We start from the raw sequence: 12,795 nt of genomic DNA on the forward strand, positions 1-12,795 counted from the left end.
CGTGCAACGGGGTAGGTGCCCCCCCGGAACGCGAGGGGTATTGAACGCCTGACGGCCTTGCCGGAGGCGGACTGTTGGCTGGTTGTGGGGCGGCGTCTGTGTTCCTTCCACATGTCGGCGGTGCAGGTGAGGGGCGCCAAGACATCCCTGACAGCAGCCAGGCGGGCGTGCCTGCACCGAAGGGTGATACATTCGCCACGCGGTACACGTTGGCTCGGGCCCGCTGTGCCTCCGGGGCGCGCGAGGGCGGCGGTGTGCTCGCTCCGGCGCGCGGTTCGCTGAGGGTGAAGTCGGCTGCGGGGAGGCTGGAGAAGACGGGGTCGCCGGCTTGGCTTTGGGCCGTGCCTGCGTATCCTGCCGCGCGTCATGGCGACCGCACCTACCTCTGTCTCCCACCCTCCGTCCTCCGTGCCGAGTCTCGCGGCGGTCCCGTCCCCCGCGCCCGAGCCGAGCACGCGCCTTCTCATCGGAGTGCTGTTGGCGGTGGCGCTGGTGCCCCGGCTGCTCGTCTTCTTCGTGAACGAGAACCTGTACGGCGACGCGGTGGTGCGCACGGAGCTGGCGGAGCGGTGGCTGCGCGCCCCGCACCTCATCACCGCGTACGGTGATGGCGCGTACCAGTTCGGGCCGCTGCACCTGTACCTGGTGGGCATCGCGCTGTCGGTGTTCGACCGGGAGGTGGCCGGGCGCGTGGTGAGCCTGCTGTTCGGCGTGCTGTCGGTGGTGCCGTTGTTCGCGCTGACGCGGCGGCTGTTCGACTGGCGTGCGGGCGTGGTGGCCGCGCTGGTGTTCAGCGCGTGGGGCATGCACCTGCAGTTCTCCACCACCGCGGGCAGCGAGGCGGTGTCGCTGTTCTTCATGCTGGCCGCGTTCGCGTTCTACGCGGAGGGGGTGGACGAGAACCGCTTCGCGCCGCTGTTCCAGGCCGCGCTGATGCTCAACCTGGCGTGCGCGCTGCGCTACGACGCGTGGATGTACATCCCGCTGTTGTGCCTGGGGCTGTTCTTCAGCAGCCAGGACAAGGTGGCGGCGGTGACGCGCGCGGTGGGCTTCGGCCTGGCGTGCCTGCCGTTCCCCCTGTTGTGGATGCAGGGCAACGAGCTGATGCACGGCGACCCGTTCTACCCGGTGAAGGCGGTGGAGGACTTCCACCGGGACTGGGTGCTCTCCTCGGCGGGCTCGGGGGCGGCCATCGGCTGGCGCGCGCAGCAGCTGTTCTTCTGGCCGGGCGTGGCGCTCTTCACCCTGACGCCGGGCGTGGGGCTGCTCGGCCTGTGGGGCATGGTGAAGGCGTGGAAGGCGCGGCCGGACACGCGCTGGCTGGTGGCGGCGGCGGCGGTGCCCGCGGCGTACTTCACGTTCCGCGCGGTGGTGCTGCTCAACTTCGTGCCGCTGGGGCGCTTCACGGTGACGCAGCTGGCGGTGGTGCCGGTGTTCGTCGCGTTCGGCTTCTGGGCGCTGATGGGCTCGCGCGGCGAGGGCGCGCGCAAGGCGGTGGCGGGGGTGTCCGCGCTGCTCGCGGTGGTGCTGCCGGTGGCGCTGGGCCTGTACACGTTCCGCGACGACGGGCGCCTGCAGACGTCGCTGCGGCCGGTGAGCCCCACGTCGACCAACCCCGTGCCGGTGATGCGCGTGGCGGACTTCGTGAAGGCGGAGGTGGCCGAGAAGGGCGGGGCGCTCGCGCTGGATACGGACCCCAACTACATGGACCTGCAGGTGGCCTTCTTCTCCGGGCTGCCCGAGGAGCGCATCGCGCGCGTGCGCTGGGACACCTTCCGCAAGCTCCTGGGGGAGGCACGGCCGGAGGTGCTGGTGCGCTTCGACCAGGGCTCGCTGGCGAAGGACCCCGGGGTGAGGCTGGAGGGGCGCACGCTGACGTTGGACGGCGTCGCCTACGAGGAGCTGGACGGCTTCACCGCTCCGCTGCACGTCTACCGGCGCCGGCCGTAGCCGCCCGACGGCGTCACCCGGAGTGTCCGGGCTCGTCGTCGTAGTCGTCCGGGTGGTAGTCGGTGTCCCTGGGGCGGCGCGCGTCCAGCCAGCCCTGGAGGATGAACTGGGCGGCCACCTGGTCGATGACCTCCTTGCGGCGGGCGCGGCTGACGTCCGCTTCCAGGAGCGTGCGCGTGGCGGCCACGGTGGACAGCCGCTCGTCCCAGAGCTCCACCGGCATGCCGAGCGCCTGCGTCAGGGCGTCCGCGAACTTGCGCGAGGCCTCCGCGCGCGGGCCCTCCGAGCCGTCCATGTTGAGCGGCAGGCCGAGGACGAAGCGGTCCGCCTCGTGCTCGCGCGCCAGGGCGCCGAGGGCGGCCAGGTCCGCCTTGAGGGACGTGCGGCGAATGGTGGTGACGCCCTGGGCGGTGAGGCCCAGGCCATCCGAGACGGCCACGCCGATGGTCTTGGTTCCGAAGTCCAAACCCAGGGTTCGCATGCGTGGCGCAACTTAACCGCATCCTCCCTCACGGACCGCGCCGTCCGTTGACGGGGACGTGCCCGGGTTGTCAGTCCGGCTAACCGACGGAATTCGCTCGCGTGGTTGCCGGGCCGCCTGCCGGCACCGTCGCTGCAACCCCCACGAGTCATCGCGCGGCACTCCATCAACCCGCCGCGTGGGAGGACTCATGGTGGACTTCTTGAAGAGCGCGACGAACCTGCTGGCCCGCCCGGAGGGCACGGCGATGGAGGGGGCGGGGGACGCGGGGACTCTCTCTCCGCTCGTCTCCAGCTCCATCAAGGCCGCCACGGGCGTCATGACGGGCAACGTGCTGCAGGCGGCGACGGGCGTGGCGGGCGTGGCGGAGGAGCTGAAGAAGAACCCGGCGGCGAAGACGGAGTACGCGACCTCGGCGGGGGCCGCCGGGAAGACCCAGGGCTATGCCCCGCTGCTGCCCGCGAGCACCAGCGCGTTGGACCCGAAGATGCTGGAGTACGAGGCCGCGCTGAAGGTGCTGGAGGCGAACTTCGAGCAGCTGGACCTCGCGGACGGGAAGAAGTCCGGCTCGCTGTCGAAGGAGGAGCTGCGGCGCGCGGCCAACGACGCCAGCCTGTCCCCGCAGCTTCGCGACGCGGCCCGGTTCCTCACGCAGAACGCGGCGCTGTTCGAGCGGGTGGACTCGCGGGGGCTGCTCTCGTCGCTGATGCCGGTCCTGGGGAGCATCTACAACGACGACCGCATCAAGCTGTCGGGCGTCCGCGCGGAGCTCAAGCGGGTGGGGGAGGAGTTCGCCCGTTATGGCCGGCCGACGGCGCCGCCGGTGTCCCCGCCCAAGCAGGAGGACTGCCCGCCCGGCACGACGCCTCCGCCCACCACCGGTGGGCCGTCCCCGGGGCCGCGTCCCACCCCGCCGGGCAATCCGTCACCGGGGACCGGAGGTGGCACGGGCGGTACGGGAGGCACCGGTGGCACGGGTGGTTCGAATGGCTCGGGCGGCGCGGGGCCGGTGGGGGGCGGCAAGCCGCCCACGTCGAAGGACCCGGACTTCCGCGAGTACCTCGAGGCGGTGGCGGTGCTGCGCGACAACTGGGGGACGTTCGACACGGCGTCGGGCGTGAAGGATGACCGCGTGACTCGCGCGGACATGCTGGCGCTGCTGAACAATCAGGGAGCGTCCTCGACGCTGAAGAAGGCCGCGCAGTTCTTCAAGGACCACCCGGAGTACTTCGACCGGCTGGAGATGGCGGCGGGCATCGACGGGCGCGACGGCATCATCGGCTGGTTGGATGTGAAGGCGGAGCTGGAGCAGTCGAAGGACGTGAAGACGAACACGCCGAGCAAGGCGAGCTCGAGTGTTCGCGGCATCGTCGACAACCCGCGCATGAGCATCGAGGACAAGGTGCAGGCGATCCTCGGCGCCATCTCCAGCGACACGGACACCGAAATCATGGAGGTGATGGAGCAGATGGCGACCGCGGGCGAGGACCGCGCGACGCTGGGCACCACGGACGTGGACAAGAAGAAGGCGGCGAAGCTCGACGGGGACATGCGCGAGCTGGAGCTGCGGCTGCAGCGGCTGCTGGAGAAGCGCAAGGCCATGTTCGACCTGATGAGCAACATGTCCGCCAAGTTCAACGAGATGGCGAAGACGGCCATCTCCAACCTGCGCGGAGCCTGAGTCCATGGGCCGCGTCATCAAACACGAGGGAGTCGAGGGCATGCGGATGGAGACCGGGGCGGTGCACAGGATGCGGTCCTTCGCGCGGGGCGAGGCGACGTGGGCGGAGGTGGAGGGGATGACCTTCGAGGAGGCGAAGGCGATTGCGCAGGTGGGGTGTGACCTGGCGGCCGCGGGGCGGCTGGAGGAGGCGCGCATCCTCTTCGAGGGGCTGGTGGCCGGGAATCCTCGGGACGCGGGCGCTCACGCGGCGCTGGGCACCGTGTACCAGAAGCTCGGGCGGCTGGAGGAGGCCATCGCGGAGTTCAGCGCGGCGCTGGCGCGGGACGCGGGGCATCCGGTGGCGCTGGCGAACCGGGGGGAGCTGTACCTGCGCAAGGGGGAGCGGCAGGGCTTCACGGACCTGTCGAAGGCGGTGGAGGTGGACCCGCACGGTGAGACGGCGGCGGGGCGCAGGGCGCGGGCGCTGGTGAAGGCCATCACGCTGGTCGCGGTGGAGAAGCTCAAGCAGGACGCCCAGCAGCCGTAGCTGGGTGGCGTGGGGGGGAGGAAGTGCCGCTGGCGCTCGGGGGAGTGGCCCGGCGGCGGCTGTCGGCGGGTGGGCTCGGGTGGAGAGGGGAGGGGAAGGGGAGAGCCCACCTGCCGGCCGCTTTTTCACGTCAGGGCGCGGGCAGGTCGGCCAGGCGCTCGCCCACGGGGGGATGGCTCATGCCCTTGAGGACGACCCAGCGCGGAGGGTCGGGGTCCATCTTGTTGACGCGCGCGGCCTTCACCAGCATTCGGCGGAACGCGTCGACGTCGTGGGTGAGGTTGAGGGCGAAGCGGTCCGCCGTGCGCTCGCGCTCGCGGGAGAAGGCTCCGGCGATGGGCGCGCCCAGCAGCAGCACGAGCGACAGGAGCAGCGAGAGCAGCGGCAGGGTGCGGATGTCCGCGAAGCGCGAGGTGCCGAACCAGCTCCGCGCGGCCGCGACGCGCAGCATCCGGTCGATGGCGAAGAGGAGCGCGACGACAGCCAGGGAGGAGGCGATGCGGCCCGGCCACTTCTGCTCCTGCACATGGCCGGCCTCGTGGGCCACGGCCGCGAGCACCTCGTCCTCGGAGAGTTCCTGGAGGATGACGTCGTTGAGGACGATGGCGCGCGTGGGGCCCTGGCCCGCGAAGTACGCCTGGATGCGCCGCGAGGCCACGGAGGTCTTCTCCACCAGCACGTCGGAGAAGGTGATGTTTGCCTGGGCCATCAGCGCCGTCATCCGCGTGCGCAAAGGCCCCGGGGGCAGCGGCTCCTGCTCGAAGTAGAGCCGGCCCCGGTACGTGTCCAGCGCGGAGGAGACGAGCATCAGCAGGGCCACGGGCACGCCCAGCACCCACCACCAGTGGCGCGTGCGACGGGCCAGTCCATACAGGCCGATGACGAGCGCGGCGATGGCGAACCCGCCCAGCAGGTGTCCCTTGAGCATGTCCCGGGCGAAGGCGGCCGGGGTGTAGTTGGACATGCCGTGCTGGTGCTCCAGCGTGTACGCGAACCAGATGTCCACGGGGGCGTAGACCAGCTTCACGAACAGGTCCGTCATCAGGGCGAAGAGGACGGCCGCGCCCCAGCCGGACTCACCCCACAGCCGGTCCATGGCGCTGAAGAAGGCGCGGCTGACGGGCGCGGTGCGCAGGAAGCCGAAGCGGCGCTCCAGCCCCGCCGCGGCCGCCGTGGCCATGCGGAAGAAGGGCCGCACCAGCACGCCCAACATCAGCGCCAGCAGGGCGAACCGTGCGAAGGGGTTCACCGCCGCGCGGATGTAGTGGGGCAGGTGGTAGGCGTGAATCTCCGCGAGCTGCTCGGGCGTGAAGAGGGGCTCCATGGCAGGGCCCCAGGCTACGCCGCCCGGCCCGGGGCTGCCCAGTGCGGCGGCCTCCGGGCGACTTCAGCCGCGGCTCACGTGTGGGGCTCGTCCTTCGACGCGGGAGGCTCGGGAAGGGGCTCGCCCTCCGCGTCCGCCAGCAGCAGGGCCTTCACCTTGGCGAGGCTCTCGCGCGTGCGGTCCACGAAGCTGCTCTGCGAGCCGATGCGCTCGGCCGTCTCCAGGGTGCGCTCGTAGATGTTGATGGACTTGGTGAGCAGCACGCGAATCTTCTTTCGCAGCTCCTGCCGGTAGACGACGGCCTCTTCCGCGTTGAGCTCCGCGGGGGCGGGCGAGCTCACCATCTGCGCGTAGAGGTCCTCGTACATCGCGCCGATGCGCGAGCCCGACGCGGTGGCCCAGTAGCCGTTGCCCACGCGGATGGAGCGCAGGTAGTGGCCCTGCGAGGAGAGCAGCAGCTCCGCCTTGTAGTTGAGGTCCTCGGCCAGCTTGTCCGCGCCCTTGGAGGGGTCCAGCTTCACGTCCTCGTAGTCCAGCCGGTACAGCTCTCCCACGAAGAAGTGCGCCTGCGCGGGGAAGTAGTCGTCCACCTCGTCCTTGTCGGACAGGGCCTCGTAGGCGGACAGGGCCTTGCGCAGCGTGGCCTCGGCGGCGTCGGTGCGGCCCGCCTCCAGCTCACACACGCCCTGCTGCACGCGCGCCTCGATGCGGCGGTTGACCGGGATGTCCTCGCGCGCGGCGAGCGTGGCCAGAAGGGCCACGGCCTCGTCGTAGCGCTCCAGGTGGTACTGCGTCTCCGCCACGCGGAAGGACGCGTCCAGCGCGTCCCCCTGGCCCGCCTTCGGGTCCGCCAGCTCGGAGAAGCGCAGCCACGCCTCCTCCCACTCCTTGAGGCGCTGGTGGGCGAGCCCCGCGTTGTAGAGCGCCGCGCGACGGTGCTGGCTCTTCGGGTGGAAGTCCACCAGCCGCCCGAAGAAGCGCGCCGCCTGCTTGAAGTCGTTGGCCGCGAAGGCGGACGTGCCCCCGGCGAAGAGCTCCTCGTCGTTGAGCTTGTCCAGCTCCAGGTCCGCGGTCACCGTCACCGCGTCGAACTCAATCTCCTGCTTGGCCGGGGCCACCTGGGCGGTGTCCGAGCTGCCCGCCGCGCCCGTCGTCCGACATCCGGCGACACCCAGGCCCAGCGCCAACACCCAGCCCCAGCGACTGACCGACATGTACCTTCGCTCGTTCCGCGTCACGGAATGCGTCCTCCTGGCCCTGCCGTCTCCGGACAACGCGCCGTGCCCTGGAGTTCCCACCGCCGAGGGGGGGCGCGCCCAGTTTAATGCGTCCGGGGCGCGCGCGCCGCCGTCCCGCCTGGCCGGCCCCCGGGTGGCTGCTGGCCGCGACGAGGGGTGAGCCCGGGCCCGCTCAGAAGGTGTCGTCTCCCAGCAGGTAGCGTCCGGTCTGCCACAGGCTGGTGATGTCGTGGACGTCCAGCCCGAAACGCGGCACCCGGATGAGGGGGATGCCCGGGCAGGCGGCCTGCAACTGGGCGATGCCCTTCTGGTCCTGCTCGGCCAGGACCTGGAGCTCGCGCAGCGTCTCCTCCACCTTGGCGCGGCGGGTGGGCGTCAGCGTGGCCGCGTCCGCCCACATGGCCTCGGTGGGCAGCGGGTGCACGCGGTTCACCACCAGGGACACCACCTCCATGCGGTGCTGCTTGAGGAGGCTGTTGAAGTGGATGGCCTCGTCCATGCGCTCGGGGTGGGGGCTGGTCACGAGCACGAAGCCCGTCGTCTTATCCTCCAGGAGCGAGCGCACGCCGCGCGCCCGCTCGCGGAAGCCCTCGTTCATGCCCGACAGGGACAGCATGAAGCTGGAGAGCTCCTGGAGCATCTCCGTGCCGGTGAACTTGGACAGCGCGCGCAGCACGTAGCCGCTGCGGTTGAAGAGCGACAGGCCCAGCTTGCCCGCCTTCAGCGCGGGCGCCAGCAGCCACTTCGCCGCCTCGTTGTCCAGGAAGTCCAGCACGCGGTTGGGCGCGTCCAGGAAGTCCAGCGCGTGCGCGGTGGGTGGCGTGTCCAGCACGACGAGCTCGTACTCGCCCTTGCGGCGCAGCTCCCACACCTTCTCCATGGCGATGTATTCCTGGCTGCCCGCCAGGGCCGTGGAGAGCGACTGGTAGAAGCGATTGGCGAGGATGCGCTCGCGCTGCTCCGGAGGCGCGACGCGGGTGATGAGGTCATCCCACGTCTGCTTCATGTCCAGCATCATCGCGTACAGCGCCGCGCGCGGCGTGACGCCCAGCGGCTGCAGCGCGGAGGCCGGCACCTGCGTCTCCGCGTTGCCGAGCGCGGACAGGCCCAGCGAGTTGGCCAGCCGCTTCGCCGGGTCGATGGTGCACACCAGGCTCTGACGGCCCTCCACCGCCGCGCGCAGGGCCAGGGTGGCGGCCACCGTCGTCTTCCCGACACCGCCGGAGCCGACACAGATGAGGACGCGCTTGTTCGCGAGCGCGGGCGCGAGGGCCGTGGTGCTCACCGCTCCCCCATCACCAGTGTTTCGAGGTGACCCATGACCTGCTCGATGGCGTCCCGCCCGAAGGCGGGGAGGAACAGCCGGGGGATGTTGAACACCGGCGTGTGAAGGTTGCGCTCCAGCTTGGTGCCCGCGAGCACCGTCAGCGCCGCGCGGTCATGGTGCGCCTGGGCCACGTGGTGCAATTCGGGGTGGCCCGCCAGGGCCTCCAAATCGGCCTCCGTGAAGCGCTCGGGGATGGCCTGGTTGAGCACCGCCGCGTGCGTGCGGAGGTTCACCCGGTCCGTGAGCGCGGCGTGCAGCTCCAGCGCCTCGTTCACCGGCATCTCCTCCGGGAGCGCCACCAGGATGGCGGCCGTCACGGAGGGGTCCACCAGCAGGTCGCGCATCTTCTGGGCCTCGCGCGACATGGGGCCCGGGGGCACCGTCTGCACGAGCACCTGGGGCACGCTCAGGAAGGAGATGGCGTGGCCGGTGGCGGGCGCGTCCAGGACGATGGTGTCGAAGCGCCAGCGCCCGTCCGGCAGCTTCTCCTGCAGGTGGTACATGATCTTCCCCAGCAGGACGAGCTCCTGCAGGGACGGCACGAAGCGCAGGAAGTAGCGCACCAGCTTGTTCTCGAAGACCGTCTTGTAGAGGGCCTCGAAGCGCAGGACCATCAGCCCGTACTCGCGCATGGCCTCCTGCGGGCGCACGTCCACGGCCCAGAGGTTCTCCTCCAACAGCTTCACCTCGGGGCCGGCGGGAGGGTGCTCGAGGAAGCGGCTGATGCGCTCCTGCGTGTTCACCTCGCACACCAGCGTCCGACGCCCCGCGCGCGCCGAGCGCAGGGCGAGCGCCGCGGCGACGGTGCTCTTGCCCACGCCGCCCTTGCCGGAGACCACCCACAACCGCTTGTCCAGGAGCCCTGCCATAAGCGAGCGGCGAACCGTAGGAATCGAGTCTCCAGGAGTCAACGCGTTTGGCCCGGGGTTGTTGCCTTGCTTGACACGTCGCGTTGCCCCCTCGCAGAGTGCGGCGTCTTTTTCCCGACGTCCCGACGGTGGGGTTCCACCGGGCGGGTGAAAACCAGGCGTCCCATGCTGAAGAACAACCCGGTGATGAAGAAGCTCGTGGAGACGGGCGAGGAGCGCGTCGGCAAGCTGGCGCAGCAGCTGCTCTCCAACGAGAAGTTCGTGGCGGCGGTGCAGACGCTGGTGTCGCGCTCGCTGTCGGCCAAGGGCACGCTGGACAGCGCGCTGCGCTCGGCGCTGTCGGCCATGAACCTGCCTTCCACGGCGGACCTGGAGCAGCTGCGCTCGAAGGTGGATGACCTGGAGCGGCTCTTGGCGTCGGTGGAGAGCAAGGTGGACACCCTGGTGGCGCAGAAGGCGCCGTCGAAGAAGTAAGCACCCGGACAGGTCCGGGGGAGCCCGAGGCCACCATGCGGCGCATCGCCTTCATCAACGAGAAGGGCGGCACCTGCAAGACGACGCTGGCGGTGAACACCGCCGCCTGGCTCGTCAGGGAGCGCGGCCTGCGCGTGCTGCTGGCGGACCTGGACACGCAGGGCCATGCGAGCAAGGCGCTCGGCCTGGACGTGCGCACGCTTCCTCGCAACGTCTTCCACCTGCTGACCGACGACACCGTCGCCCTGGCGGACGTGGTGCGGCCGTCGGCCGTGGCCGGCCTGGACGTGCTGCCCTCGTACAAGGAGATGGCGGACTTCCCGGTGGTGGTGGCGTCCCACGCGCGGCGCTCGCACCGGCTGGCGGACCGCCTGGAGGCGGCGAAGGACGCGGGCTACGACGCCGTCGTCTTCGACTCGCCGCCGTCCATGGGGCTCACCACGCGCAACATCCTGGTGGCCGCGACGGAGGTGGTGGTGCCGGTGGCGCTGACGTACCTGGCGCTGGATGGCTGCGCCGAGGTGGCGGACACGGTGCGGCAGGTGGGCGAGGCCGAGGGCCGCTCGGACCTGAGCGTCACCAAGGTGGTGCCCACGCTGTACCGCAAGACGGCGCTGGCCACGGCCATCCTGGAGCGGCTCAGGGCGTACTTCCCGGAGTCACTCGCCACGACGCCGCTGGGCTACGACGTGAAGGTGGACGAGGCCCAGAGCCACGGGAAGACCATCTTCGAGTACGCGCCCCGCAGCCGGGGCGCGCAGATGCTGGCGGCCATCGCCTCGGAGATTCACGGCGGGCCCGCTCCCCGGAAGCGGAAGCGGGCGGCGCCCAGGGCCTGACGGCTACTCGGACTTCTTGGACTGCTCGAGCTGCTCGAGCTTCTTCTCCAGCTCCTCGAGGCGCTGGGTGAGCGACTGCATGTCGCGGCCCAGGGCGGGGAGGTTGCCGGTGAGGTTCTCGACGACGTGCTTCACGCGCTCGTCGATCTTCTTCTGCCAGTCCTCGAAGGCACGCTGGCTGGCCTTGAGCAGGTCGGCGGGGGACAGGCCACCGGCGGGCAGGTTGGCGTCCGCGGCCTGCTGGGGCTCCTCGGGAGGAACCTCCAGGCCGGCCTTCACGGCCTCTTCGCGGCGCAGGAGCTTGTCGAGGCGGGACTCGGCCTCCTCGCGGATGGAGGCGACGCGAGGGCTGACCTCCTTCTGGATGAAGCCCGAGATGGACTCGCCGGGGTGGCGGATGATCTCCCGCAGCACCGACAGCGGCATCTGGTTCTTCTTCTTCTCCTCCTCGAAGATGATTTGCGCGAGGGTGACCGAGGTCAGGTCTTCTTTCGTGCGGTTGTCGACAATCCGCACCTCGGTGCCCTCCTTGATCATCGCGGCGATCTCATCGAGGGTGACGTACCGGCTCTCCACGGTGTCGTAGAGCTTCCGGTTCGTGTACCGCTTGATGATCTTCGGCTCCTTGCTGCTGGGAGCGCCTGCTTGCTCGGCCTCGCTCATCGGTTTCTCCGCCCCTTTTGGGCTCGACTCCAAGCCAGCTTCCATGCCTGAGTCTCGCAGGGGCGAACCTCGTACCAGAGGGGTTGGAGGCGAGCAAGCAGCGAGAACCCGTCTCGCCGGACCCGCCCGGTGCCTCTATACTCGTGCCTGCCCCAGGCCTGCTGAATGATCGTCAAGTGCGCGCGGTGCCAGACGCGGTTCAAGATCCCCGACGAGAAGGTGACCGAGAAGGGGGTCAAGGTCCGCTGCACCAAATGTCAGAACACGTTCCGCGTCACCCGTGAATCAGGCGGGGAGGATGCCGGTGCGTCCTCGCCTTCCTCGTCGGCCGGGCAGGCCGACCCCTTCGCCGCCTTCGGGGCCGCTGCCGACCCCAAAGGCGTTGAAATCACGCGGCCCGGCTTCTTCGCCCAGGGCGTCGCGGCGACGCGAACAGCCCCCGCGGGCCCCCCTGGGGGCGGCTCGTGGAACAGCATGGATGGGGACCTCGACACGGAGGACGGCGTCTTCCGCGAGCCCACCCGCGTGGGTCCCATCCCGCTGCCGCCGGCGCAGTCCTCGGGCCCTCCCGTGGCCGGGGCTCCTGGCGTCGCCGCGGTGCGCAACGCTGGCGCGGTTCCACTGCCCGGGGCCGCGCAGCCCGTTCGTCCGCCAGTCGACACTTCCTCGGGCTTGTACGGTGGCGCGGTGCCTCCGCCGGTCGATGAGGCCGCCGCATCGCGGCAATCGGGGCCCGTGCCCCTGCCCGGAATCGCGTCCCGGCAGCCTCCGGGCGTCGCGGCGCCTCGGGGGGCGCCAGCCCGCACCGCGCCGCCTCCGCCTCCCGGGGCGGGAAGCGCCGCGTCGCGAGGCGCGGACCCGTTCGCTGATTTCCTCGCCGCGCCCGTTGGGGCGGTGGGTGGGGCGGATCCGTTCGGTGCGTTGCCTGCGCCCGTGGGGCCTGGCGCGAAGCCTCCCGCTCCTCCGGTCGATGCGGATCCGTTCGCGTCCATCGACATCGATGACGCGCTGCCTGCGCCTCGGACCGCCGCTCCTCCCGCGGCCGAGGATGACCCGTTCGCGTCCATCGACATCGACGACACGACGATGTCGGCGCCGCCTCCGTTCGCTCCGGCGAGTGCTCCGGTGGCGGGGCAGAACGCTGCTCCTCGTGGCGTGACGGGGCAGCCGCCTCCTCGGGCTCCTCAGGCGGGGGCACCTGGCGCCCCGCGTGCTGGTGCGCCAGCGGCAGGGCGGCCCCCCGCGCATGGGGCGGCGGGTGCCTCGCCGTTCGCGGCGCCCGAGGATGCGACGCTTCCGGGGCGTCCTCCGGCTCCACCGTCGGATCCGTTCGCCTCGCTCGACCTGGATGTAACGCAGGCGGGTCGACCTCCGGCTTCTCCGGCGGACCCGTTCGCTTCGCTCGACCTGGGTGATGCGA

The 12,795-nt window shown here is 70.9% G+C and carries 11 protein-coding genes and 1 pseudogene; 6 read left to right on the top strand and 6 right to left on the bottom strand.

Going from position 1 to position 12,795, the window contains the following annotated elements; translation table 11 throughout:
• Positions 1 to 366: 366 nt before the first annotated feature.
• A complete protein-coding gene (locus OWM54_RS30715) occupies positions 367 to 1,950 on the top strand; it encodes an ArnT family glycosyltransferase (protein ID WP_223748091.1) in 1,584 nt (527 codons plus the stop codon).
• 13 nt (positions 1,951 to 1,963) lie between these two features.
• Here OWM54_RS30715 and ruvX read toward each other — a convergent pair whose 3' ends face one another.
• Positions 1,964 to 2,431 (bottom strand): Holliday junction resolvase RuvX, encoded by a 468-nt coding sequence (ruvX, locus tag OWM54_RS30720; RefSeq protein WP_267699798.1) that lies wholly within the window; start codon positions 2,429 to 2,431, stop codon positions 1,964 to 1,966.
• A gap of 190 nt (positions 2,432 to 2,621) precedes the next feature.
• On the opposite strand from ruvX, the gene OWM54_RS30725 reads away from it, so the two are divergent.
• Both OWM54_RS30725 and OWM54_RS30730 read left to right on the top strand, forming a co-directional pair.
• Positions 2,622 to 4,112, top strand: coding sequence for a hypothetical protein (locus OWM54_RS30725; RefSeq protein ID WP_267699799.1), 1,491 nt, complete (start codon positions 2,622 to 2,624; stop codon positions 4,110 to 4,112).
• Positions 4,113 to 4,116: 4 nt separating this feature from the next.
• Positions 4,117 to 4,641: a tetratricopeptide repeat protein gene (locus OWM54_RS30730; RefSeq protein ID WP_141332029.1), complete on the top strand. Its 525-nt coding sequence runs from the start codon at positions 4,117 to 4,119 to the stop codon at positions 4,639 to 4,641.
• A gap of 130 nt (positions 4,642 to 4,771) precedes the next feature.
• Here the strand turns inward: OWM54_RS30730 and OWM54_RS30735 are convergent, their stop codons facing one another.
• From OWM54_RS30735 to OWM54_RS30750, 4 genes are all read right to left on the bottom strand, one after another.
• Positions 4,772 to 5,965: a M48 family metalloprotease gene (locus OWM54_RS30735; protein WP_223748094.1), complete on the bottom strand. Its 1,194-nt coding sequence runs from the start codon at positions 5,963 to 5,965 to the stop codon at positions 4,772 to 4,774.
• Positions 5,966 to 6,039: 74 nt separating this feature from the next.
• Positions 6,040 to 7,179 carry a tetratricopeptide repeat protein gene (locus OWM54_RS30740; RefSeq protein WP_267699800.1) on the bottom strand — a complete coding sequence of 380 codons (1,140 nt, stop codon included), beginning with the start codon at positions 7,177 to 7,179 and terminating at the stop codon, positions 6,040 to 6,042.
• Positions 7,180 to 7,375: 196 nt separating this feature from the next.
• On the bottom strand, positions 7,376 to 8,488 hold the full coding sequence (locus OWM54_RS30745) for an ArsA family ATPase (protein WP_223781734.1): 1,113 nt from the start codon (positions 8,486 to 8,488) through the stop codon (positions 7,376 to 7,378).
• Positions 8,485 to 9,399 carry an ArsA family ATPase gene (locus OWM54_RS30750; protein WP_223748097.1) on the bottom strand — a complete coding sequence of 305 codons (915 nt, stop codon included), beginning with the start codon at positions 9,397 to 9,399 and terminating at the stop codon, positions 8,485 to 8,487. The genes OWM54_RS30745 and OWM54_RS30750 overlap by 4 nt, the downstream gene beginning before the upstream one ends.
• A 165-nt stretch (positions 9,400 to 9,564) precedes the next feature.
• Here OWM54_RS30750 and OWM54_RS30755 point away from each other — a divergent pair, with 165 nt between their 5' ends.
• Both OWM54_RS30755 and OWM54_RS30760 read left to right on the top strand, forming a co-directional pair.
• Positions 9,565 to 9,873 (top strand): hypothetical protein, encoded by a 309-nt coding sequence (locus OWM54_RS30755; protein ID WP_141332524.1) that lies wholly within the window; start codon positions 9,565 to 9,567, stop codon positions 9,871 to 9,873.
• Positions 9,874 to 9,908: 35 nt separating this feature from the next.
• A complete protein-coding gene (locus OWM54_RS30760) occupies positions 9,909 to 10,712 on the top strand; it encodes a ParA family protein (protein WP_223748098.1) in 804 nt (267 codons plus the stop codon).
• Positions 10,713 to 10,715: 3 nt separating this feature from the next.
• Here the strand turns inward: OWM54_RS30760 and OWM54_RS30765 are convergent, their stop codons facing one another.
• Entirely contained in the window at positions 10,716 to 11,375 is a 660-nt protein-coding gene (locus OWM54_RS30765) for a polyhydroxyalkanoate synthesis regulator DNA-binding domain-containing protein (RefSeq protein ID WP_141332526.1), read from the bottom strand.
• A gap of 165 nt (positions 11,376 to 11,540) precedes the next feature.
• Between OWM54_RS30765 and OWM54_RS30770 the strand changes: the two are divergent.
• A pseudogene (locus OWM54_RS30770) lies at positions 11,541 to 11,639 on the top strand (zinc-ribbon domain-containing protein); the annotation flags it as partial.
• Between the last annotated feature and the right edge of the window lie 1,156 nt (positions 11,640 to 12,795).

It is taken from the genome of Myxococcus sp. MISCRS1 (genome assembly GCF_026626605.1).
In the GTDB taxonomy this organism is placed as follows: domain Bacteria; phylum Myxococcota; class Myxococcia; order Myxococcales; family Myxococcaceae; genus Myxococcus; species Myxococcus fulvus.